Consider the following 22,662-nt stretch of genomic DNA (forward strand, 5'->3'; position numbering starts at 1 on the left):
CGTCTTTCCGGAAGGTCGAACGACGCTTCGGAAAATGCTTGAATAGGAAAATAAAAAGCTTGAAAAAGAAAATGTCGTCGCGCTAGGTTCCTTTCCAATTCAAGGAACCGCGGCATCGGGAATACGCGATTCCGTCCATCGGAAACGGAGATTGGCGCGTGGCCTGGTTTCTAGCCCTCGTCGTACTGGTCGTAGTCGTCGTACTCGGCGTTCTCTTCCTCAACCGCTTCTATGCCAAGTCGACGCGCGAGACCGCGCTGGTGCGCACCGGCCTAGGGGGACGCCGCATCTTGATGGACGGCGGCGCGGTGGCGCTTCCGATCCTTCACCGCATCGAGCGCATCAACATGCGCACGATGAGGCTCAAGATCGAGCGCCAGGGTCCCCAGGCACTGATTTCCGAGGACCGGCTGCGAGTCGACGTCTCGATGGAGTTCCACGTTCGGGTCGAGCCAACCGACGCCGGCATTGCCACCGCCGCGCAGGCTTTCGGCTCGAAGTCCTTCCGCGAGGAGGAGATGCAGGGGCTGATCGAGGGCAAGCTTGTCGATGCGATCCAGTCCGCCGTCGCCAGCCGCTCGATGGACGAACTGCACGAGCGGCGCGACGCCTTCGTGGAGGCGGTCGCCGAGCGCCTTTCAGCCAATCTCGCCCGTTCCGGCCTGATGCTCGATTCGGTTTCGCTGGTGCGCCTCGACCAGACACCGTTCAACGCGCTCGACGAGAACAACGCCTTCAATGCCGTCGGCATGAGGAAACTCGCCGAACTGGTCAGCCACAACAAGAAGGCCCGCGTGCAGGTCGAGACCGAGACCGACGTCGAGGTGCGGCGCCGGCAGCTCGAGCAGACCAAGCAGCGGCTGATGATCGAGCGCGAGCAGGAGGAGGCCGAACTCGCCAAGCGGCTCGACCTCGAGCGGCGCCGGATCGATCTAGACACCGAAATTCACAATGCCCGCACCGAAGCGGACCGCATCGCCGAGGAAGCCCGCATCGCCAAGGCCGGCGAGGTCAAGCGCGCCGAGATCGAGCGCGATCTCGTGCTGCGCAAGCACGAGATCGAGGCGATGCTCGCGGTGGAGACCGCCAAGATCGACAACGCCATCCGCATCGCGGCCAAGCGCGGCGAGGAGCAGGCGGCGGAAGCCGGCTTCGAGACCGCCCGCACGAAGCTGGTCAAAGCCCAAGAGGCGGTCCAGACCGAGCGCGACATGGCCGCAGCCGAGCGCATGCGTCAGCTTGCGCTCCTGAAGGCGCGCGAGAATGCCGAGGTCGAGGACCAGAAGGTGAAGGCGCAGGTCGACACCATCCTCGAACTTGCCAAGGCAGAGGGCAATGCCGTCCAGGTCAGAGCCGAGGCAGAGCGTCACCGCCTGATCTCGGAATCCGAAGGCAAGGCCGCCATGATCGAGGCGGAGAACGCGCAGAGCGAACAGATCCTGCGGCTGAGGCTGGAACTGCACAAGCTCGACATGCTGCCGGAGATCGCCGCCCAGATGGTGAAGCCGGCCGAAAAGATCGACTCTATCCGCATCAACCACATTTCGGGCCTGGGTTCGTTGGGCGGAGGAAGTGGAGCCGGAGAGGGAGGCAGCGGCAGTGGCGGAGGTTTCCAGTCGGCGCTCGATTCCATCATGGGCATGGCCATCGGCTTCCCCGCGCTGAAGAAGCTCGGCGAGGAGATCGGCGTGGAGATGGACGCCAATCTCGGTGCCCGCGCGCTGGACGCTATCAACCGCACGCCCGTGCGCAAGAAAGACTGATCACGCAACCGATTTCTGACGCGCCGGGAGACGCGTCCCAACGACGAAAAGGGGAAGAACGATGACCATTACCAGACGCACCATTCTCAAGGGCGCGGCGGCCGCCGGCTCAGCGGCACTCGCAAGCCCGGTCTTCATCCGCAACGCCTTCGCCGAGGATCCGATCAAGCTCGGCACCGTCTTCGACATATCCGGCATCTTCGACGCCTACGGCAAGCCAATCGACATGGCCGTGCAGCTCGCGGTGAAGCAGCTCAATGACGGCGGCGGTCTGCTCGGCCGGCCGATCGAGCACATCGGCTACGACACGCAGTCGAACATGGCGCTCTACACGCAATACGCCCAGCAGCTGACCCGCCAGGTCAAAGTCGACGTCGTGCACGGCGGCATTCTGTCGGCTTCGCGCGAAGCGATACGCCAGACGCTGCGCCGCGCCAACACGCTCTATTTCTACAACATCCAGTACGAGGGCGGCGTCTGCGACAGGAACTGTTTCATTACCGGTGTGACGCCGGCGCAGACCACCGAGGTGCAGATTCCCTACACGATGGAGAAGTGGGGCAAGAAGGTCTACATCCTCGCCGCCGACTACAACTACGGCCAGCTCATGGCCCGCTGGATCCAGAAATACTTCAAGGACAACGGCGGCGAGACCGTTGCGGTGGACTTCTTCCCGCTGGACGTGGCCGATTTCGGATCGACCATCACCAAGATCCAGACGGCCGCGCCCGACATGGTCTATTCGGCGCTCGTCGGCGGCGCGCACCTGTCCTTCTACCGCCAGTGGGCGGCAGCGGGCATGAAGTCGCGCATCCCGCTCGCCTCGACAACGCTCGGCGTCGGTTCCGAACACCTCGTGCTGACGCCCGAGGAAGGGGACGGCATCGTGGTCTGCTACAACTACTCGCCCGAGCTCGATACGCCTGCCAACAAGGCGTTCACAACTGCCTGGGGCGAGATGCACGGGGCCGAGACCATTCCCAACATCCACGAACTGGCCGTGTCCAACTATCAGGGCATCATGTTGTGGGCGGAGGCCGTCAAGGCGGCGAATTCGGTCGAGCATGACAGCCTGATCACGGCGCTGGACAGCGGGCTCTCCTACGAGGGACCGGCCGGCATGGTGACCATCGATCCGAAAACGCACCACGCCACGCTCGACGTCCATCTGATGGAGATGCGGGACCAGAAGCTCAACGTCATCAAGAGCTTCGGCGCGCGCGAACCGATTGACACCCAGTTGGTCTGCGATCTCGTCGCCAACCCCGACGACAACCAGCAGTACGAAATCGACATCTGATCGGGCAGACCTCGTTCGCTTCCTCTCCGGCTAGCCGGAGGGGGAGCGTCCGGATGGCCGGACACGATACCAATTCCGACAGGAAAGAGCGGGCCCTGATGGACCTCGCAGCCGTCTTCATCCTCGAAATCCTCTATTCGATCGCGGTTCTGGTTCTGATCAGCGCCGGGCTGGCGGTCGTGTTCGGGATGATGCGCGTCATCAACCTCGCCCATGGCGAGTTCATGATGATGGGCGGCTACGCGACAATCGTCGCCGTCAAGGCGGGGGTGAACGTTTATGTCGCGATGTTGATCGTGGCGCCGCTCGCCGTCGGCCTGATCGGGCTCGTCGTGGAACGGCTCGTGATCCGCTTCCTCTACGGGCGGCTCGTCGACACGATGCTTGCCACCTGGGGGCTCAGCCTCGCCTTCACGGGCGCGGCGGTCATGATCTTCGGCAACACGACGACCGGCGTCTCGACGCCGATCGAGGGCTTCACCCTCGGCGCCTACCAGATCAACGGCTACAACTTCTTCATCATCATCGTATCGATCCTGCTGCTGGTCGCTTCCTATATCGTCCTGCGCGGCACCCGGCTCGGCCTCGTCGCCCGCGGCACCATGCAGAGCGCCGACATGGCCTCGGCCCTCGGCTACAGCCCCGACCGGGTCTACATGACGACCTTCTTCGTCGGTTCGGCGCTTGCCGGGCTTGCCGGGGGCGTGCTCGCGCCGCTCGTCGGCCTCGTGCCGACGTGGGGCACGCTCTATATCGCCAAGGCCTTCATCACCGTCATCTCCGGTGGCGCCTCTATCGTCCTCGGCCTGCTCTCCAGCGCGACCGTCTTCGGCCTCGTGTCGCAGACCTTCACCTTCCTCTCCGGGCCGGTCATCGGCGAAGTGGCGCTTCTGGTTGCCGCCATCGTGCTGTTGCGCCTACTGCCTCAGGGCATCACCGGCCGCTTCTTCAAGGGACGCCTCTGAATGGACCGCAGCGCCCTTCGAGACGCGCCCTGGGTCGTGGCGGCGGGCATCGTCGTGATGTTCGCGGCGCCGCTGATCCTGAATTTCTACACGCTCACGCTGCTGGTGATCTACGGCATGCTTGCGCTGAGCCTCGGCCTTATCTGGGGCTTCGGCGGCATCCTGTGTTTCGGCCAGGCCGCGTTTTACGGGTTAGGCGCTTATGCCTACGCCATCTCGGCCGCCAACATCGGCGAGAGCACGGTACCGATGCTCCTGGCGATCGCCATCCCCTTCGTCTTCGCATTCCTGCTCGGCGCGATGATGTTCTACGGCAGGCTCACGGACGTCTACATGGGCGTCATCACGCTGGTCGTGACGCTGATCTTCTTCCGCTTCATGAACACGACGGCGGGACCGGAATACCAGATCGGGCAGGCCCGCCTCGGCGGCTACAACGGCATCCCTGGCTACCAGACACTCAACGTGCCGGGTGACGCCTCCGCCTACATCTGGGACGAGAGCCTCTACTACACCTGCTTCGTCATCCTGCTCGTCGTCTACGTGCTGGTGCGGCTCTTGCTGGCGAGTCCGTTCGGCCGCATCGCCGTAGCCATCCGGGAAAACGAGAACCGCGTCGAGCTGATGGGCTACGACGCACGACTTCGCAAGAGCGTCCTCTTCGCGATCGGCGGCGGCATCGCGGGGCTCGCGGGCGCGCTCTATGCCTCCTGGGCCGAGATCGTGACGCCCGGTCTCTTCTCGCTCGGCCAGTCGGCCGAGATCATCATCTGGTGCATCGTCGGAGGTCTCGGCACGCTGGTCGGACCCGTCCTGGGCGCGGCGGTTCTCGGCTACCTGAAATTCGCGCTCGGCCAGCAGACGGCGGTCGACAACGTGCTCGTCATGGGCCTGATCCTCGTCGTCGTCGTGCTCGTCCTGCCGCGCGGCGTGGTGCCGTCGCTGATCACTGCCTTCAGCCGCTCGTCGCGCCGCAGAGGCCCCGGGAGCAGGCGACGCCGCGGACCCAGGGGAGCGCGCGCCGATGGCTGACGTCGTCCTCGAGACCCGCAACCTCACCATGCGGTTCGGCGGCGTCACCGCCGTCGACAACGTCAATTTCAAGCTCCGCCGCGGCGAGCTTCGCTGCCTGATCGGGCCGAACGGCGCGGGCAAGACCACCTTCTTCCGCTGCCTTACCGGCATCCTCAAGCCGACCGCCGGCGAGGTCTTCATCGACGACATCGAAACCACCGGTTGGGACCCGCAGTACGTCGCGCGCATGGGCATCGGCATCAAGACGCAGGTGCCGAGCGTCATGGACGGTCTGTCGGTGCGCGAGAACGTCTGGCTGTCGGCCTACCGCCTGAGCGGTGCCCGGGAGGCGGATCGCATCGCGGCCGAGGTCATCGAGCGGCTCGGCCTCGGCGACATCGCACGTTCCACCGTCGGACGGCTCGCACACGGCGAACGCCAGCGCGTCGAACTCGGCATCGTGGTCGCAGCGCGCCCCTGGCTGGTGCTCCTGGACGAGCCGGCGGCGGGCATGACCGGCGAGGAGGTCGAGCGCATGGTCGGCATCATCCACGAGATCAACCGCGACGCGGCTTTGATCATCGTCGAGCACGACATGCAGTTCATCCGCTCGATCGCGGCACAGATTACCGTCTTCTCGCAGGGAGCCGTGCTGATGGAAGACACGGTCGAGGCCGTCATGAGCGACAGCCGCGTGCGCGACGTCTACCTGGGCAAGAGGGGCTGATGACCGACACGCGCTCCGCTCTCGACATCCGCGGCCTGACGGCCGGCTACGGGCGCATCCCCGTCCTGCACGGCATCGACCTGACCGTCGCCGCTGACGAATTCGTCGGCATTCTCGGCCACAACGGCATGGGGAAGTCGACGCTCCTGAAGACCGTGATGGGGTTTATCCCCGCGACGGGCGGCACGGTGAGGCTCGACGGCGAGGACGTCACCGGGCTTCCCCCGCACGAGCGTTCGCGGCGCGGCATCGGCTACGTGCCGCAGGGCAGGGGCATCTTCCCGAAACTGTCCGTGCGCGACAACCTGCGCATGGCCTGGCATGCCGACACGGGGCTGGACGAGGGCGAAGCCGTCGACCGCGTGCTCGCCGATTTCCCGCGCGTCGAGCGCCTTCTCGATCGCGACGGCGGTGCGCTATCCGGCGGCGAGCAACAGTTGCTGGCGCTTGCCCGCTGCCTCATGGCCAATCCCTGGCTCCTCCTTCTCGACGAACCGACCGAGGGCATACAGCCCTCCATCATCGAGGAGATCGAGGACACGCTGACAAGATTGCGCAGGAGCCGCGGCCTGACCGTCGTGCTGGTCGAGCAGAATTTCGAGTTCATCGCCACGCTGTCCGACCGGGTCGTCGTCCTGGAGCGCGGCCGCGTCACCGGCGAGATCCATGCCGAGGCGCTGAAGGACCCGCGCCAGGTGGAGGAATTCCTCGGCTTCGGATCGGTGCGCCGCACCCGTGCCGGCGGCGGCCATGGCGCGACATCACCCTCGCCCGCGCGGCCCGCCGGCTCCCGCCCCTCCGGCGCACCGGCGCAGGCCCTGCCCGGCGTGCCGACCTTCAGCCCCGCCGGCAATCCCGCCATGGCCGCGCATGCGATGCTCTCGCCCTCATCGGCGCGCCCCGCGCCGGCCGCGATGGCTGCGTCCTATCCATCGTCCACCCATTCCGCGCCTCCTGCCGCAGCGCCTGCGATCCCGCGCGGCCCGGAGCGTGCGCCAACCGATCTTCCGAGGGAGTTTTCAATGAGCATCAGGCGACCCACGCTGGAGCAGATGCGCAGTCTGGTCGGCGGCCTCCACATGTCGATGGGCGACCGGGAGATCATGGATTACATGACGCTGATGGAAGCGACCTTCGAGGCCTACGACGTCGTTGCCGGCATGCCCGACAACCTGCCGCAGGTGAAGTATCCGCGCACGCCGGGCTATCGGCCTCCGGCGTCCGAAAACCCGATGAACGCCTGGTACGTCAAGTCCGAGGTGCGCGGTGCGCATTCGGGACCGCTCGCTGGGCGAAAGATCGTGCTCAAGGACAATGTCTGCCTGGCAGGCGTGCCGATGATGAACGGTGCCTCGACGCTGGAAGGCTATACGCCCGACGTCGACGCCACCGTCGTCACCCGCATCCTCGACGCGGGCGGCACCATCGTGGGCAAGGCGCATTGCGAATTTTTCTGCCTTTCGGGCGGCAGCCACACCAACGCGACCGGGCCTGTTCATAACCCCTGGAAGAGGGGCTACATCGCCGGCGGCTCGTCCTCCGGCTCCGGGGCGCTGGTCGGGGCGGGAGAGGTCGACATGGCGATCGGCGGCGACCAGGGCGGCTCGATCCGCATGCCGGCCTCCTTCTCCGGCGCCTACGGCATGAAGGCCACCCACGGGCTGGTGCCCTATACCGGAATCATGCCGATCGAGCCGACGATCGACCATGCCGGACCGATCACCCAGAACGTGCGCGACAACGCGCTGCTGCTGGAAGTCATCGCCGGAGAGGACGGCCTCGACCCACGCCAGTACGCGCCGCGCATCGACCGTTACACCGACGCGCTCGGGCAGGGGGTGTCGGGCATGCGCATCGGCATCGTGCGCGAGGGGTTCGGCCGCCCTGAATCGGAAGCGGACGTCGACGAGAAGGTCCGCGTCGCCGCCCGGCGCTTCCGCGATCTCGGCGCGACGGTGGAGGACATTTCCGTTCCCATGCACATGCAGGGCCAGGCGATCTGGACGCCGATCGCGCTTGAAGGCCTGACCGACATCATGATGCATGGCAACGGCTTTGCCACCGGCTGGCGCGGACTCTACGTCACCAGCCTGCTCGACTATCATTCCAATTGGCGCGCACGCGCCGACGAACTGTCGAAGAGCCTGAAGATCTCGATGTTCGTGGGCGAGTACATGCTCAAGCACCATCGCGGGCACTACTACGCCAAGGCGCAGAACCTGTCGCGTCGGCTGCGCGCGGCCTACGACGCCGCGCTCGGCCAGTACGATCTGCTGCTGATGCCCACCATGCCCATGAAGGCTCAGCCGCTGCCGCCGTCCGACGCGCCTCTCGCCCTCTACATCCAGCGCGCCTTCGAGATGATCGGCAACACCTGTCCGTTCGACACGACAGGGCACCCGGCGATGACCATTCCCTGCGGCCTGTCGGAAGGGCTCCCGATCGGCATGATGCTGATCGGGCGGCACTACCAGGAGAGCACGATCTACCGGGCTGCCGCCGCCTTCGAGCGGATCGGAGACTGGCGGACGATGTGAGGCGAGCGGCAGGCTTGGCCGTCCGCGCCATTCCTGCCATCTTCACGCCGCGAGCAACGCATGCTCATCGGGAGGAGCATCATGAACGGATTGTCGGAACCTCTGGGAGGGGTCCTGTCGAAAAGCCTGCTGACGCGGGAGGCGGAGCCGGTAACCGATCCCGCGGAGCTGAAGCCGCGCGAAGACAAGTCCTGGGTCGTGGGCGACCGATCGGTTCCGCTCCTGCGCCAGACGATCCCGCAAGCGCTTGCGCAGACCGTGGCGCGGCTCGGGTACCGCCCCGCGGCGATCTTCTGCGAGGCGGGGCGGCGCTACACCTGGAGCGAGTTCGCACGCGAGGTCGATGCCGTGGCGGCGGGGCTCCTCGCGCTCGGGCTGGAGAAGGGCGACCGGATCGGCATCTGGTCGCCGAACCGTCCCGAATGGCTGGTCACCCAGTTCGCCACCGCGCGGGTCGGGCTGGTGCTGGTGACGATCAATCCCGCCTACCGCCTCTCCGAACTCGAATACGTGCTGAACAAGGTCGGCTGCAAGGCGCTGGTTGCCGCGGCGCGCTTCAAGTCGAGCGACTATCTCGAAATGATCCGCTCACTTGCGCCGGAACTGGAGACGGCCGAGCCGGGACGGCTACAGGCCAGGCGTGTGCCTTCGCTTCGGGCAGTCATCCGCATGGGCGCGGAAAAATCCCCTGGCATGCTCTCCTTCGATGATCTCGCGAACCTCGCCGGCCCCGCACAGATGCGCACGGTCGATGCCGTCTCGGCCACGCTCGATCCCGACGAGGCGATCAACATCCAGTTCACAAGCGGCACCACCGGCGCGCCGAAGGGCGCGACGCTGACGCATGCCAACATCCTGAACAATGCCGACATGGTCACCCGTACGATCCGGCTCACCGAGGCCGACCGGCTGTGCATCCCCGTGCCGCTCTACCATTGCTTCGGCATGGTGATGGGCACGCTCGGCTGCGTCACCAAGGGTGCGACCATGGTGTTTCCCGGCGAGGGCTTCGATGCGACCTCCGCCCTGCAGGCCGTGGCAGGCGAGCGCTGCACCGGCTTCTACGGCGTGCCGACCATGTTCGTCGCCATGCTCGACCATCCGGATTTCAAGCGCTTCGACGTGACGTCGCTGCGTACCGGCATCATGGCCGGCGCTCCCTGTCCGATCGAGGTGATGAAGCGGGTCGTTTCTGATCTGCACATGCCCGAGGTGACGATTGCCTACGGGATGACGGAGACCAGCCCCGTCTCCTTCCAGAGCCATGTCAACGATCCCTTGGAAAAGCGCGTCTCGACGGTCGGGCGCATTCATCCGCATGTCGAGGTCAAGGTCATCGACGAGACCGGGCAGACCGTGCCGGTCGGCGTCTCGGGCGAACTCTGCACGCGCGGCTATTCCGTCATGAAGGGCTATTGGGACGACGCGGACAAGACGGCCGAGGCGATCGACGCGGACGGCTGGATGCACACCGGCGATCTGGCGACGATCGACGGCGACGGCTACTGCAACATCGTAGGACGCGTAAAGGACATGGTGATCCGCGGCGGCGAGAACGTCTATCCGCGCGAGGTCGAGGAGTTCCTCTATCGCCATCCCAAGGTCGCGCAGGTGCAGGTGTTCGGCGTGCCGGACGAGCGCTATGGCGAGGAACTGGCGGCCTGGATCGTGCTTCACCCGCACGAGGAAGCGACCGAGGAAGAGATCCGAGCCTTCTGCCGCGGCCAGATCGCGCACTACAAAGTGCCGCGCTATGTAAGCTTCAAGGACGCCTTGCCGATGACGGTCACCGGCAAGCCGCAAAAATTCATCATGCGCGACGAGATGGTGGCCGAACTCGGACTCAGCGAATCGAAGACCGCGTGAAGTCTCGCGTGTTTGCCCATCGGGCTGCGCAACGGGGATTGCTTGGGAAAAATGGTGGGTGATGTAGGGATCGAACCTACGACCCGCTGATTAAGAGTCAGCTGCTCTACCAACTGAGCTAATCACCCCCGGGCGCCAGTGTCGCGTTCGACGCCGACGTGGAGGCTACATAGCGGGTCGACCGCACCGTTGCAACCCTTTCCCGACCGACTATTTTGCCGGCGCGGCGATCAGACCGACAGCGTACCCTCGGCCATTCGGATCGCGTGTCCTCCGATCCGGGCAGCGCCGATCTGGCCTTGCGCGACGTCGATCTCGAGCCGGATCGCTGAGGGCCGGCCTATCTCCACGCCTTGCTCGATCCAGACCCGGTAGTCGCCGTCCAGAGGCTCGTCGTGCTGCATGATCTGGCCGGCGAAGGCTGCCGCCGCCGCTCCCGTCGCCGGATCCTCGGGGATGCCGTCATGAGTGGCGAACATGCGGGCATGGAAACCGCATGCGTGGTCGACCGTCTCCCGACAGTAGACATAGGCGTAGGCGATCGTCGACCCGATGCGGGGCGCGATGTCGAGCCAGGCGTGGGCGTCCATACTGGCGCGAGCTGCGGCATCGAGCCCGCTGACGGGTACCGCCACGAAGGGTACGCCCGCAGACCATGCCGCGGGCCGGTGATTCTCGAAGCCGATGTCGTCGGGATCAAGGCCGAGCGCTGCGGCGATGAGCTCGGGCTCGGCAGAGAGCGCCACAGGCTCCGGCAAGCGCGGCAGGTCGAACTCAGCGAAGGCCGTTGCCCCGTCCGTCCGAGTGACGGCACAGCGCACCGGGCCGACCTTTTCCTCCAGCACCAGGATCGCCGTCCCGCCGGTCCTCTCCTGCATTCCGTCCCGTTCGAACAGCGCGATCGCGGTGCCCACCGTCGGGTGCCCGGCGAAGGGCAATTCCGAGCGTGGCGTGAAGATGCGGATGGCGGCGGTATGGACCGGATGGGACGGAGGCGCGACGAAGACGGTCTCGGAGAGATTGAATTCGGCGGCGATCGCCTGCATGGCCTCGGCGGAAAGGCCTTCGGCATCGTGGACGATCGCCAGCGGATTGCCGGCGAGCGCGCGATCCGTGAAGACGTCGTAGATCTGGTACCGGCGCGGCGTCATCAGCAGATCTCCTTTTGCTTGGGCCTGCGTGACATAGCGCAAAGATGAGCAAAAATTAATTTGTAATATCCGCGCACTGGCCCAATCTGTGGCCTGAAGGTGACATGCCAGACTGTCCGTTCGCGAACGCCACGCCGCGATCGGCACTGGAAACCGGAGAGGGTTCGGCATGGACCAGATCGTCGAGCGGCCGAAGCCGGCCGAGACCCCGACACAATCGATCGAGGACGCGCTCGGCATGGCCGGCGGCACGCGCCGTCGCGGCCGGCGCTGGGTATGGCTCGTCCTCCTCCTTTTCGTGGCGGCGGCCGGGGCCTACGCGTGGTGGTCCGCGTCGAGCGGTTCTGGAGACGTCGTGGCCTATCAGACGGTGCCCGCCGCGCGCGGCGATCTGACCGTCGAGATCACCGCCACCGGTACCCTTCAGCCGCTTACACAGGTCGACGTTTCCAGCGAGCTTTCCGGCGTCGTACGCGCCGTGCCGGTCCGGGAGAACCAGACGGTCGCAAAGGGCGACGTCCTGGCCGAACTCGACACGACGCGTCTCTCCGCCCAGGTCGAGCGCGCCGAGGCCTCCCTGCAGGCCGCCGAGGCGAAGCTCAACGAGGCGCGGACGACGCTGAAGGAGACGGAACAGACGCTGGCGCGCACCCAGAGCCTGTCCGGACGCGGCATGGTCACCGAACAGGCGCTGGAAGGCGCGGTCGCCTCCCGCGATCGTGCCAACAGCGCCGTCGCGACCGCTCAGGCCAACGTCGCCATCGCCGCGGCGGATCTGAAGCTTCAGCGCGCCGACCTCGCCAAGAGCACCATCTACGCGCCCATCGACGGCATCGTCCTGACCCGGGACGTCGATCCCGGACAGACCGTGGCCTCGTCGCTATCGGCGCCCGTGCTTTTCGTCATCGCTGAAAACCTCGAGACCATGATCGTGGAGGCGGCGATCGACGAGGCCGACATCGGCGCCGTCGCCAAGGGCCAGGACGCCCGCTTCACCGTCGATGCATTTCCGAACCGCCGCTTCGACGCGACGATCTCCGACATCTCCTTCGCCTCGGTCACCACCGAGGGCGTCGTGACCTATGACGCCAGGCTGGCGGTCGACAATTCCGACCTAGCGTTGCGGCCGGGCATGACGGCGACCGTGTCGGTCGTGACGCGCGAGGCCAACGACGTCGTTCTCGTGCCGAGCGCCGCCTTCCGGTTCCGGCCGCCTGCGATCGAGCGCGATTCGGGAGGCTTCGGCCTGCAGGACCTCTTCGGCGGACGCCGCATGAGCCGCATCTTCGAACGGCGCCAGTCTACCGTCGCGGCCGATGGTTCGCGCACGCTCTACGTGCTGCGCGACGGGCAGCCGACGGCGACCAGCGTGCGCACCGGCTCGACCGACGGCGAGAACACTGAGATCCTCTCCGGCCTCGAGGAAGGCGACCTCGTGGTCACCGGCACCGGTCAGCCCGGCGCGCGGGCGCGACGCTGATGTCGAGGCCGCTTCTGACCTTCACGGACGTCTGGAAGACCTATGGCCACGGCGAGGCGCAGGTGCATGCGCTGGCCGGCGTGGACCTCGCCATCGAGCGCGGTGATTTCGTCGCCATCATGGGGCCGTCCGGATCGGGCAAGTCGACGGCGATGAACATCATCGGCTGCCTCGACACGCCGACGCGCGGCATCTACGCCTTCGACGGGGTGGACGCGGGGCGGCTCGATCGGGGCCGCCGCGCCATACTGCGCAACCTCTACATCGGCTTCGTCTTCCAGGGCTACAACCTGCTTGCACGCACCACCGCGGTCGAAAACGTCGAACTGCCGCTCGTCTATCGCGGCGTGCCCGCGCGCGAGCGGCGGGGCAGAGCGCTCGCCGCCCTCGGCCGGGTCGGGCTCGAAGGACGCGAGAACCACACGCCCGCGGAACTCTCCGGCGGCCAGCAGCAGCGCGTGGCGATCGCGCGGGCGATCGTGTCCGAACCGACGCTGCTCGTGGCCGACGAGCCGACCGGAAACCTCGACACCGCCCGCAGCCACGAGATCATGGAGCTTCTGACCGAGCTGAACCACGAGAAGAACCTGACCATCGTCATGGTCACGCACGAATCCGACATCGCCACCTACGCCGAGCGAGTAGTGAAGTTCGTCGACGGCCGGATAGCCGCCGACAGCCGCGTCGAGGAGATGGCGTGATGGTCTGGGAAACGGTTCGCCTCGCCCTGATCTCGGTGCGCCGCAACGCGCTGCGCTCCTTCCTGACGCTGCTCGGTATCGTCATCGGCGTGGCGGCGGTCATTGCCATGATCACCATCGGCTCTGGCACGACCGAGAAGGTCAAGGCCGACATCTCCAAGCTCGGCTCGAACCTTCTGGTGGTGCGTTCCGGCGGGGGCGGCGGCCCAGGCGGCCCGCGCGTCACGGCGCGTCCTCTCTCGGAGAAGGACTACACCATCCTCGCCACCAAGCTGGAGGGCAGCCAGGCGGTCTCCGCGGCCTCGCAGTCGATGAGCCGCGCCGTCTTCGGCACGGAGAGCATCATGACTGCGGTCACCGGCACCGACACGCACTATTTCGACGCGCGCGACTGGTCGCTGCTCTACGGGCGCCCCTTCAACGAATCGGAGGTACGCTCGGGCGCCAGCGTGTGCGTGATCGGCAAAACGGTCAGCGACCAGTTCTTCGGCCCCGGAGACCCGACCGGCACGACCATCCGCGTCAAGCAGATGAGCTGCAAGGTCATCGGCCTCCTGGAATCGAAGGGCTTTTCCGGCTTCGGGCAGGACCAGGACAACCTCGTCATGATGCCGCTGGCTGCCTTCCAGCGGCGGATCGCCGGCGACCGCGACATCGAGACCATCTACGTCGCCGGACGCGACGGCATCCCCACCTCGACCATCCAGGCGAACGTGGAAGACCTGCTGCGCGAGAGCCGGCGCATCGCGCCCGACGCGGACGACGATTTTTCCGTGCGCGACATGACCCAGATCGCCGACGCCATGGCCAGCACGACGACGACCATGACCGGCATGCTGGGTGCCGTCGCGGGCGTCAGCCTGCTCGTCGGCGGCATCGGTATCATGAACATCATGCTGGTTTCGGTTACGGAGCGAACCCGCGAGATCGGTATCCGGCTGGCGATTGGTGCGCACGAGAAGCACATCTTGCTGCAGTTCCTGGTCGAGGCGACGGTGCTGTCGGCGATCGGCGGGCTATCGGGTATCGCGCTCGGGCTGGGCATCGCCGGCGCCGTCTCGCAGCTTCTCGGCCTGCCGTTCAGCCCCTCGATGCTGATCGTGCTCCTCGCCTTCGGCTTCTCGGCGCTGATCGGAATGGTGTTCGGCTTCTTCCCCGCGCTGCGCGGCGCCCGGCTCGATCCGATCGACGCGCTCCGGCACGAGTAAGTTCAGGCGGTACGGTGGCGGTGCCGCACGCGCACGGCCAGTACGCCGCGGCTGCCGAACAGGATCGACGCCAGATAGATCGCGCCCGCCGACAGGATGATCGCCGGACCCGACGGCAGCGCGAAGTGATAGGAAAGCAGCAGCCCCGCGACGCTGGAGATCATGCCGATCCCGACCGCCAGCAGGCACATCGGTCCGACCCGGATCGACCAGAACCGTGCCGCCGCCGCGGGCAGCATCATCAGCCCGACCGAAAGCAGCGTTCCCAGCGCCTGGAACCCGCCGACGAGGTTGAGCACAACGAGCCCCAGGAAGGCGAAGTGGACCGGCGTGCCGATGCGGCTCACCGAGCGCAGGAAGAGGGGGTCCAGGCACTCGGCGATGAGGCCGCGCCAGACGATGAAGAGGGTGATCAGCGTGACTGCGCAGATCGATCCGATTAGAGTCAGCGCCTCGTCGTTCAGCGCCAGCACGGTGCCGAACAGCACCTGCATCAGGTCGACGCTGGAGCCGCGCATGGAGACGATCAGCACGCCGAGTGCCAGCGATATCAGGTAGAAGGCGGCCATCGAGGCATCCTCCTTCTGCAGCGTGAAGCGCGAGACCGCACCCGCACCGAGTGCCACGACGACGCCGGCGATCAGTCCGCCGACGGTCATCGGCACGATCTCCAGCCCGAACAGCAGGAAGCCGATCGCCGCACCCGGCAGGATCGCATGCGCCATGGCGTCGCCGGCCAGGCTCATGCGGCGCAGCATCAGGAACACGCCGACCGGGCAGGACGAGACGGACAAGAGCAGCGACCCGAGCAAGGCGCGCTGCATGAACGAGAACTCGACGAACGGTGAGATGAGCGCCTGGTACATGCCGCCGCTCACAGGACGCCACGGCGCCTGGCGGCGTCGCCGGCGTGGTCGTGATGTGCATGATGGCCGTTCGGGATGCCGTCGGCGTGGACATGCTCCTCCTCCGCCTCGCACCACGGGGCGTCCTCGCTCCAGGCTTCGTCAAAGCTGCGGGCGCGCGAAAGGTTTTCGGGCAGGAGAACATCCTGCGTCCGGCCCCAGGCGACGAGCCCGCGCGCGAGGATCAGTGTCTGAGGGAAATGCCGGCGCACGAGATCGAGGTCGTGGACGACCACGAGAACCGTGCGCCCTTCGCCGTGCCAGCGGCCGATCAAGGCGAGAAGGTCGCCGACCGTCTGGGAATCGATCGCGTTGAACGGCTCATCCAGCAGGATGACGTCGGCGTCCTGCACCAGAACGCGGGCGAAGAGGGCGCGCTGCAACTGCCCGCCGGACAGCGTGTCGATCGGCCGCTCCTCGAACCCCGTCAGCCCGACGGCCGTAAGAGCGGCAGCGCACCTTTGATGGTCTTCGGCCGTGTAACGCCCGAGCAGCCCGCGCCGCCGCCACAGCCCCAGCCGCACCAGATCGATGACGCGAGCCGGAAAAGAGCGGTCGATCTCGCTCTGCTGCGGCAGATAGGCAAGCCGGGTGCCTTCCGGCAGGCGTACCGCTCCGTCCATCGGCGGCAGCACGCCGACGATGCCCTTCATCAGCGTGGACTTGCCCGAGCCGTTCGGCCCGACGATCGCCGTTAGGGATCCGCGCGCCACCGCACCATCGAGATGATGCACGGCCGGATGCCGGTTGTAGCCGAGCGTCAGGTCGGCGAAGGCGAGGGCGGGTTCGGTCATGGACGGTCCATAGCGCCGGAACGGGCGGCGACCGCGTCTCGATATGTGATGTTATTACATCCGTCAACGCGAACCGGTGGTCGTGCTATGGCGGGCGAACGCTTCGCCCGTCAGGAATCGCCGTCGCGCTGCGGTCGCGCGTTGCGGCCCTTGCCGAAGGTGTAGCCGGTTTCGACCGCGCTCCGGCCGAACTTGTCGCGCAGATTGTCGATCGCGCCTTCGGCCAGTGCGCGCTTGCGCGATTGCAGGTCGACGAGGTCCGGCGGATCGGCCCTGGCTGCGTCCGACAGGTCGCCGACGCCAATGCCGATGAGCCGGTAACGGGTGCCGTCGGTCTCCTTGCGCAGGAGTTCGAGGCCGGTGGAGAAGATCCGGTCGGCGAGGCGCGTAGGATCGGCGAGCTGCCGGTTGCGCGTGCGTATCTTGAAGTCGCTCGTCTTCAGCTTCAGCACCACCGTGCGCCCCGCGATCCCGGCCTTCTTCAGCCGCGAGGAAACTTTCTCGGACAGCGCCCGCAGCACCGGCACCAGATCCTCCGGCGAGGCGAGGTCGGTGTCGAAGGTCGTCTCGGCCGAGACGCTCTTGGCCTCGTGGTCGGCATGCACGCGCCGCTCGTCCATGCCGCGCGACAGGTGGTAGAGCCGCTCGCCCATGGTGCCGTAGCGCTTCATCAGGTCGCCGCGCTCCATCTTCTGGAGCTGCCCGACCGTGCGGATGCCGTCGCGTTCCAGCACCTCGTCGAAGGCCTTGCCGACGCCCCAGATCAGCGTCACCGGCTTGTCGGCGAGGAAGGAGACGGCCTCCTCTTCGCCGATGACGGCAAAGCCGCGCGGCTTCTGCATGTCCGAGGCGATCTTGGCGAGGAACTTACAGTAGGAGAGACCTACCGAGGCCGAGATCCCGACTTCCTTCTCTAGATTGCGCGCGAAGCGGGCGAGCACCAGCGCGGGCGGCATGCCGTGCAGCTTTTCGGTGCCGGCGAGGTCGAGAAAGGCCTCGTCGATCGAGATCGGCTCCACCAGTGGCGTCAGCGCCTGCATCATCTCGCGCACCTGCCGTCCGACCCTTGCGTACTTCTCCATGTCCGGCTTGATCACCACCGCCTCGGGACAGGCGGCGAGCGCCTTGAACATCGGCATTGCCGACCGCACCCCGTTGATCCGCGCGATGTAGCAGGCGGTCGAGACCACGCCGCGCTTGCCGCCGCCGATGATGACGGGCTTGTCGCGCAGCTCCGGCCGGTCCCGCTTTTCCACCGCGGCATAGAAGGCGTCGCAGTCGATATGAGCGAGCGAAAGCCGGTAGAGCTCTGCGTGGCGCGCCAGTCGAGGGCTGCCGCAAGCCTCGCATCGGCGCGCGGAAATCCCCGGCTGGCGCGCCAGGCAATCGCGGCAGAAACCGGCAAGAGGATTGTTGACAGCGGGCGCCATGGCTGCGAACATAAAGGGAACAAACCGCATGATAGTCGAGGCACCCCGCCGGGGCAAGGCAACCGGGAAGGAGATGTCATGTCCGTTGTTGAAAGCCGCTCGCCGGTCGTGCGGCCGCTGACGCCCGAGCTGTGGCCGGCGCTCGAAGAGCTGTTCGGGCCGCAGGGTGCCTGCTACGGCTGCTGGTGCACCCACTTCCGCCTGCCGCCCGCGAAGCGGCGCGAGAACAATCGCGAATCCAACAAGGCGCATCTGATGAACCGGGTCGAGGCCGGACCGCCACCGGGCCTCCTCGCCTTCGATGGCGACCGCGCGCTCGGCTGGATGCAGATCGGCCCGCGCGCCGACGTGCCCGAGTGGAACAATGCCGGCCGCGTATCGGCGCCGCTCGACCCCTCAGAGATATCCGACCCCGGCGCGTGGGCGATCTCGTGCTTCTTCGTCCGGTCGAAAGCGCGCGGGCAGGGGCTGAGCCACCGACTGGTTTCCGAAGGCATCCGCTATGCCCGCGACAACGGCGCGCGGGTCCTCGACGCCTGCCCAATGGACCAGTCGAAGAGCTCACGCTCCATCGGCCTTTTCGTCGGTTCCACGCGCGTGTTCGAGAAGGCCGGGTTCGAGAAGGTCGCCGGCCGCAAGCCCGGCCGTCCGCTGATGCGACTGGTCCTGTAGGAACCGGCTGGCCGGTCAGACCCCGAGCGCCGTCGCGATCCGGGGACCGGCCTCCTGCCAGTTCTCCACGATGGTCACCCCTTCCGGCGGCGCCGGCAGCAGTTCGCGCAGCGAATTGTCCGCCATCAGGTGAAAAGCGTGCGTGTCCGGCACCGTCTCGATCGCCGACTGGAGGTTGCGCGGCTGGTCGTCGACGAAGGCGACGGGACGGCCGCCGGTGCCGCGCAGGCTGCGGATCGCCGGTCCCTTTGCCATTTCGGTGGTCACCAGCGGGTAGTGGAGGCCGAGCCTGTCCAGATAGGTCCGCCGCGTCTCGCGGTGACGGTGCGGCATGGCCGTCAACATGACGATCTCGATCCGGTCCGCGAATCCTCCGATCGCATCGGCCGCCCCCTCCAGCAGAGTCTGCCACTCGGCCTGCGCCACGAAGAAGGCGTCGATCAGTTCGGCGATCTGCTCCTTTTCGGCCGCGAGCCCGGTCTCGACATGATGGATGTTGCCGAGCAGGCGGAAGGTGCGCAGCCGCAACTCGTATCCGTGGCGCGCCAGAAAACGCGGAAACGGTCCGATGAAATCGAGCACGACGTCGTCGACGTCGAGCACCAGCAGCGGCCGCTCGTCCAGCGAAAGTTCAGCGATCTGCCGCGCCGTTTCGGGATCGTCACTCATGAACGTTCGCGTGTGCTGGTGGGTCGTCGGCGCCGCGAATATGCGCGACAGGAGGTCAGGACGCCGCCTCCAATTCGCCTCTGGCTTTCAGCTCCGCCACCTGGCGGATCGCGTCGGCGAGCACGCCCGGGTCCTGCGCGCCCATCACGGCATACTTGCCCTCGATGAGGAAGCAGGGCACCCCGCGCACGCCCATGCGGGCCGCGGTCGCGATCTCCTCCTGCACGGCTTCGCGGTCGGCATCGGTCGGCAGCAGCGTCTCTACCACCGCCGTATCCATGCCGGCCTCGCGCGCCGCATCGATGAGCACCGATGCGTCGCCGATGTTTTGGCCTTCCTGGAAGTAGAGCTCGAACAGGCGCCGGGCCAGGCGGTCCTGCACGCCGGGACCCGCCGATCCTGCCCAGCGCAGCACGCGGTGGGCGTCGAGCGTGTTCGGCGAGACCTCGATAGCGTCCAGCGCGAAGGCGATGCCCTCCTGCGCCCCGGTCTCCTTGAGGCTCGTATGCATCTGCCGCAGTCGATCCTCGCTGCCGAACTTCGCCAGCATATAACTCTTGCGTTCGAGCCCTCCGGGCGGGATCGACGGATCGAGCTGGTAGGGCCGCCAGCGGACGTCCACCTCCACGCCATCGACCATCTCCAGTGCGCGGTCGAGACGCTTCTGTCCCACGAAACACCAGGGGCACACGACGTCGGAGATGACGTCCACGCTCACTCCGGTCCGGTTGTCCATGATCGCCTCCTTGCGGTCTTCGGCGTCAGTCCGGCTGGCGCCACCATGTCTGCAATTGATAGCCGTAGAGCGGCACCTTGTCAGGATGCGCGATGCCTTTCCAGCGCGCCAGCCACTGCTCGTCCCGATGGTAGAGCGGAACCACGTAGGCGCCGGACAGGAGCGTGCGGTCGAGCGCGCGCACCGCATCGATGAAATCGCCCCGCTCGCGGGCATTGAGCATGGCGTCGATCGTGGCGTCCACGGCGGGATCGGCGACGCCGGCGAAGTTCCAGGTGCCGGGCGCGTCCTTGGCGATGCTCCCCCAGCGGCCGACCTGCTCGACGCCCGGCGACAGCGAAGACGGATAGCTCGTCAGGATCATGTCGTAGTCGTAGGTGATCAGCCGCTGCTGGTACTGCGCATCGTCGACCGAGCGCAACGTAACCGCGACGCCGAGGCTTGCGAGCGTGCGCTGCCAGGCGAGCGCCAGTTCCTCGCCGCCCCTCGACTTCAGCATGATCTCGAACGCAAGCTGCTTGCCGTCAGGACCGATCATCCTGCGGTCCTTCATCTCGTACCCGGCCTTCTTCAGCGCCTCGAAGCCCTGCTTCAGGAACGAGCGGTCGCGGCCGGTGCCGTCCGAGACCGGCGGCTTCCACTCGCCGGCCATGATTTTGGGTGCCACGGCATCGGGGAGGGGGGCCAGCAGCGCGTTCTCGGCCTCGCTCGCCGGGTGACCGTAGGAGGCGAGTTCCGAGCCGTCGTAGTAGCTCTTGGTGCGGGTGTAGACGCCCGAAAACAGGTTCTGGTTCGCCCATTCGAAGTCGAAGAGCTGGGTGAGCGCCTTGCGCGTATCCTTGTTCTGGAACACCGGGCGCCGCGTGTTCATGACGAAGCCGTACATGCCCGACGGCAGCCCGCTGTCGAAAGTCTCCTTCACCACGTCGCCCGACGTGACGGCCGGAAAATCGTATTCGGAGGCCCAGCGCCCGCTGTTGTTCTCGATGTGGACGTCGATCAGGCCCTTCTTGAACGCCTCGAACAAGGCGTTCTCGTCGCGGAAATAGTTGATCCGCACCTCGTCGTAATTGTCAAAGCCGCGCTTGGAGGGGATGTCCTTCGCCCAGTAGTCGGGATTGCGCTTCAGCACCACGCGCTCGCCGGGGCGGACGTCGCTGATGGTGTAGGGTCCGCTGCCGATCATCGGCGACAGCGTGGACTTGTCGAAGTTTTCCGCGTCCGTCGCGTGCTTCGGCAGGATCGGCATCAGCGCCAGGATCAGCGGCAGTTCGCGGTCGCCCTGCGCGAAGGTGAGGCGCACGCCATGTGAGCCGACCTTCTCCATCTTCGCGATCTTCTTGACTGTCGTGCCGTAGCGCACGTGCCCCTTGTCGCGCAGAAGTTCCAGGGTGAAGAGCACGTCCTCCGGCGTCACAGGCTCGCCGTCGGAAAACCGTGCCCGCTCGTCGAGCGTGAACTCCACGAAGGTCCGCTCGTCGTCGGTCTCGACCGACTTGGCGAGCAACGGATACATGGTGAACGGCTCGTCGTAGGATCGCAGCATGAGGCTGTCGAAGACGTTGTAGCCGAACCGCAGGTCCAGGATGCCCTGCGCCGCCGAGCCCTGGATGATGAACGGGTTGATGCTGTCGAAGGTGCCCTGAACGGCGTAGTCGATCGTCCCGCCTTTCGGCGCTTCGGGATCGGCATAGGTGAAATGCTCGAAATCCGCAGGCAGCGCCGGCTCGCCATGCATGGCGATGGCGTGCTGTGGCTCGGCCTCGGCCGCCGGCGGCGAGAGGATGATCGCCGCGAGCGCGACCTGGAGGGCAAAAAGCAGCTTCTTCATTGCAAGAAAGACGTCGTTCCCGGATGATTCGGGGCAAGCCTATCATGGCGCGCCCGCGGATCGTCCCTTTGGCTCCCGAAAGCGGCACAAATCCGGTCTGCGCACTGGATTCGTCGCGGATGCCGGTGTAACACGCCGTCAGGCGAGAACATCGACCGTTGATCGGAGCCAGTCATCCTGTTGCCTCATTTGGCCAACAAGGAGCGGTCAACCATTAAGGGCTCGGATTTCGAGAGGAAACGTAACCGATGCAAGTTAAAGCCAACAACATCGCGCGCAGTCTGATCCTGGCCGCCGCCGGAACCGGCTTCGTGGCCGCCAGCATTGTTCCCGTGAGCGCCCAGCAGCAACAGGCCCCGCAGCCGCCGCGCGGCTGGTTCAAGGCATGCTCCAAGCAGGAAGACATCGACATCTGCAACGTGCAGAACGTCGTCCTGGCCGATTCCGGTCAGCTCATCACCGGCGTCAGCCTCATCGAGATCAAGGGCAAGGTGAACCGCAAGGTCTTCCAGGTCACCGTCCCGACCGGACGCATGATGCAGCCCGGCATCGGCATGCAGGTCGACGGCGGAAAGGCGCAGAAGGTCGACTATGCGGTCTGCTTCCCGGATCGCTGCGTTGCAGAGGTGCCGCTGACGGACGGGCTCGTCGGCAGCTTCAAGAAGGGCACAGAACTCACGCTCACCTCGGTGAACTTCCAGAACCAGCCGAACCCGATCAAGGTTTCCCTTCAGGGCTTCACGGATGCCTTCGACGGCGCCCCGCTCCAGCAGGCGGACATCGAGGATCGGCAGAAGAAGCTTCAGGAGTTCGTCAGCAAGAACAACGAAGACTTCGCCAAGAAGCTGAAGGAAGAGCAGGAAAAGGCCAAGGCGGCCGCCAACTGAGGCTTCCGCTTCCCGGCATGATCGCA

At 66.2% G+C, this 22,662-nt stretch carries 19 protein-coding genes and 1 tRNA gene; 12 read left to right on the forward strand and 8 right to left on the reverse strand.

Annotated elements, in window-relative coordinates; translation table 11 throughout:
- Positions 1-158 precede the first annotated feature (158 nt).
- From BSQ44_RS13205 to BSQ44_RS13240, 7 genes are all read left to right on the forward strand, one after another.
- Entirely contained in the window at positions 159-1,763 is a 1,605-nt protein-coding gene (locus tag BSQ44_RS13205; protein WP_072604878.1) for a flotillin family protein, read from the forward strand.
- Positions 1,764-1,824: 61 nt separating this feature from the next.
- Entirely contained in the window at positions 1,825-3,063 is a 1,239-nt protein-coding gene (locus tag BSQ44_RS13210; RefSeq protein ID WP_072604880.1) for an urea ABC transporter substrate-binding protein, read from the forward strand.
- A gap of 98 nt (positions 3,064-3,161) precedes the next feature.
- On the forward strand, positions 3,162-4,028 hold the full coding sequence (locus tag BSQ44_RS13215; protein ID WP_072608043.1) for an ABC transporter permease subunit: 867 nt from the start codon (positions 3,162-3,164) through the stop codon (positions 4,026-4,028).
- Complete coding sequence (locus tag BSQ44_RS13220) at positions 4,029-5,060, forward strand: branched-chain amino acid ABC transporter permease (RefSeq protein ID WP_072604882.1); 1,032 nt, start codon at positions 4,029-4,031, stop codon at positions 5,058-5,060.
- The gene (locus tag BSQ44_RS13225; protein WP_072604884.1) at positions 5,053-5,769 is read left to right on the forward strand and encodes an ABC transporter ATP-binding protein; all 717 of its coding nucleotides are present in this window, start codon (positions 5,053-5,055) and stop codon (positions 5,767-5,769) included. The genes BSQ44_RS13220 and BSQ44_RS13225 overlap by 8 nt, the downstream gene beginning before the upstream one ends.
- A complete protein-coding gene (locus BSQ44_RS27515; protein ID WP_235633235.1) occupies positions 5,769-8,306 on the forward strand; it encodes an amidase in 2,538 nt (845 codons plus the stop codon). The genes BSQ44_RS13225 and BSQ44_RS27515 overlap by 1 nt, the downstream gene beginning before the upstream one ends.
- 81 nt (positions 8,307-8,387) lie before the next feature.
- Positions 8,388-10,172, forward strand: coding sequence for an AMP-binding protein (locus BSQ44_RS13240; protein WP_083534994.1), 1,785 nt, complete (start codon positions 8,388-8,390; stop codon positions 10,170-10,172).
- Positions 10,173-10,224: 52 nt separating this feature from the next.
- On the opposite strand, the gene BSQ44_RS13245 is transcribed toward BSQ44_RS13240, so the two are convergent.
- Both BSQ44_RS13245 and BSQ44_RS13250 read right to left on the reverse strand, forming a co-directional pair.
- A tRNA-Lys gene (locus tag BSQ44_RS13245) sits at positions 10,225-10,300 on the reverse strand.
- A 102-nt stretch (positions 10,301-10,402) separates the two neighbouring features.
- Entirely contained in the window at positions 10,403-11,323 is a 921-nt protein-coding gene (locus tag BSQ44_RS13250) for a PhzF family phenazine biosynthesis protein (RefSeq protein WP_072604886.1), read from the reverse strand.
- 169 nt (positions 11,324-11,492) lie between these two features.
- Between BSQ44_RS13250 and BSQ44_RS13255 the strand changes: the two genes are divergently transcribed.
- Genes BSQ44_RS13255 through BSQ44_RS13265 form a run of 3 tightly spaced genes read left to right on the forward strand, consistent with a single transcriptional unit; the run spans position 11,493 to position 14,712 of the window.
- On the forward strand, positions 11,493-12,803 hold the full coding sequence (locus BSQ44_RS13255; protein ID WP_072604889.1) for an efflux RND transporter periplasmic adaptor subunit: 1,311 nt from the start codon (positions 11,493-11,495) through the stop codon (positions 12,801-12,803).
- The gene (locus BSQ44_RS13260; RefSeq protein ID WP_072604892.1) at positions 12,803-13,504 is read left to right on the forward strand and encodes an ABC transporter ATP-binding protein; all 702 of its coding nucleotides are present in this window, start codon (positions 12,803-12,805) and stop codon (positions 13,502-13,504) included. The genes BSQ44_RS13255 and BSQ44_RS13260 overlap by 1 nt, the downstream gene beginning before the upstream one ends.
- Entirely contained in the window at positions 13,504-14,712 is a 1,209-nt protein-coding gene (locus tag BSQ44_RS13265) for an ABC transporter permease (RefSeq protein WP_072604894.1), read from the forward strand. The genes BSQ44_RS13260 and BSQ44_RS13265 overlap by 1 nt, the downstream gene beginning before the upstream one ends.
- 2 nt (positions 14,713-14,714) lie before the next feature.
- Here BSQ44_RS13265 and aztB read toward each other — a convergent pair whose 3' ends face one another.
- From aztB to BSQ44_RS13280, 3 genes are all read right to left on the reverse strand, one after another.
- Positions 14,715-15,578 (reverse strand): zinc ABC transporter permease AztB, encoded by an 864-nt coding sequence (gene aztB / locus BSQ44_RS13270; protein WP_072604897.1) that lies wholly within the window; start codon positions 15,576-15,578, stop codon positions 14,715-14,717.
- An 8-nt stretch (positions 15,579-15,586) separates the two neighbouring features.
- Positions 15,587-16,411, reverse strand: a complete 825-nt coding sequence (gene aztA, locus BSQ44_RS13275; RefSeq protein ID WP_072604900.1) for a zinc ABC transporter ATP-binding protein AztA — start codon at positions 16,409-16,411, stop codon at positions 15,587-15,589.
- A gap of 110 nt (positions 16,412-16,521) precedes the next feature.
- Positions 16,522-17,853 carry a DNA polymerase IV gene (locus BSQ44_RS13280; protein WP_072604902.1) on the reverse strand — a complete coding sequence of 444 codons (1,332 nt, stop codon included), beginning with the start codon at positions 17,851-17,853 and terminating at the stop codon, positions 16,522-16,524.
- 66 nt (positions 17,854-17,919) lie between these two features.
- On the opposite strand from BSQ44_RS13280, the gene BSQ44_RS13285 reads away from it, so the two are divergent.
- Positions 17,920-18,513, forward strand: a complete 594-nt coding sequence (locus BSQ44_RS13285; protein ID WP_072604905.1) for a GNAT family N-acetyltransferase — start codon at positions 17,920-17,922, stop codon at positions 18,511-18,513.
- A gap of 15 nt (positions 18,514-18,528) precedes the next feature.
- Here BSQ44_RS13285 and BSQ44_RS13290 read toward each other — a convergent pair whose 3' ends face one another.
- Genes BSQ44_RS13290 through BSQ44_RS13300 form a run of 3 tightly spaced genes read right to left on the reverse strand, consistent with a single transcriptional unit; the run spans position 18,529 to position 21,749 of the window.
- Complete coding sequence (locus tag BSQ44_RS13290) at positions 18,529-19,182, reverse strand: hypothetical protein (RefSeq protein ID WP_072604907.1); 654 nt, start codon at positions 19,180-19,182, stop codon at positions 18,529-18,531.
- 55 nt (positions 19,183-19,237) lie between these two features.
- On the reverse strand, positions 19,238-19,918 hold the full coding sequence (locus BSQ44_RS13295) for a DsbA family oxidoreductase (RefSeq protein ID WP_072604909.1): 681 nt from the start codon (positions 19,916-19,918) through the stop codon (positions 19,238-19,240).
- Between the two features lie 25 nt (positions 19,919-19,943).
- Positions 19,944-21,749 carry an extracellular solute-binding protein gene (locus BSQ44_RS13300; RefSeq protein ID WP_072604911.1) on the reverse strand — a complete coding sequence of 602 codons (1,806 nt, stop codon included), beginning with the start codon at positions 21,747-21,749 and terminating at the stop codon, positions 19,944-19,946.
- A gap of 248 nt (positions 21,750-21,997) precedes the next feature.
- Between BSQ44_RS13300 and BSQ44_RS13305 the strand changes: the two genes are divergently transcribed.
- A complete protein-coding gene (locus BSQ44_RS13305) occupies positions 21,998-22,636 on the forward strand; it encodes an invasion associated locus B family protein (protein WP_072604914.1) in 639 nt (212 codons plus the stop codon).
- Positions 22,637-22,662: the final 26 nt, after the last annotated feature.

It is taken from the genome of Aquibium oceanicum (genome assembly GCF_001889605.1).
GTDB classification, from domain to species: Bacteria; Pseudomonadota; Alphaproteobacteria; order Rhizobiales; family Rhizobiaceae; genus Aquibium; species Aquibium oceanicum.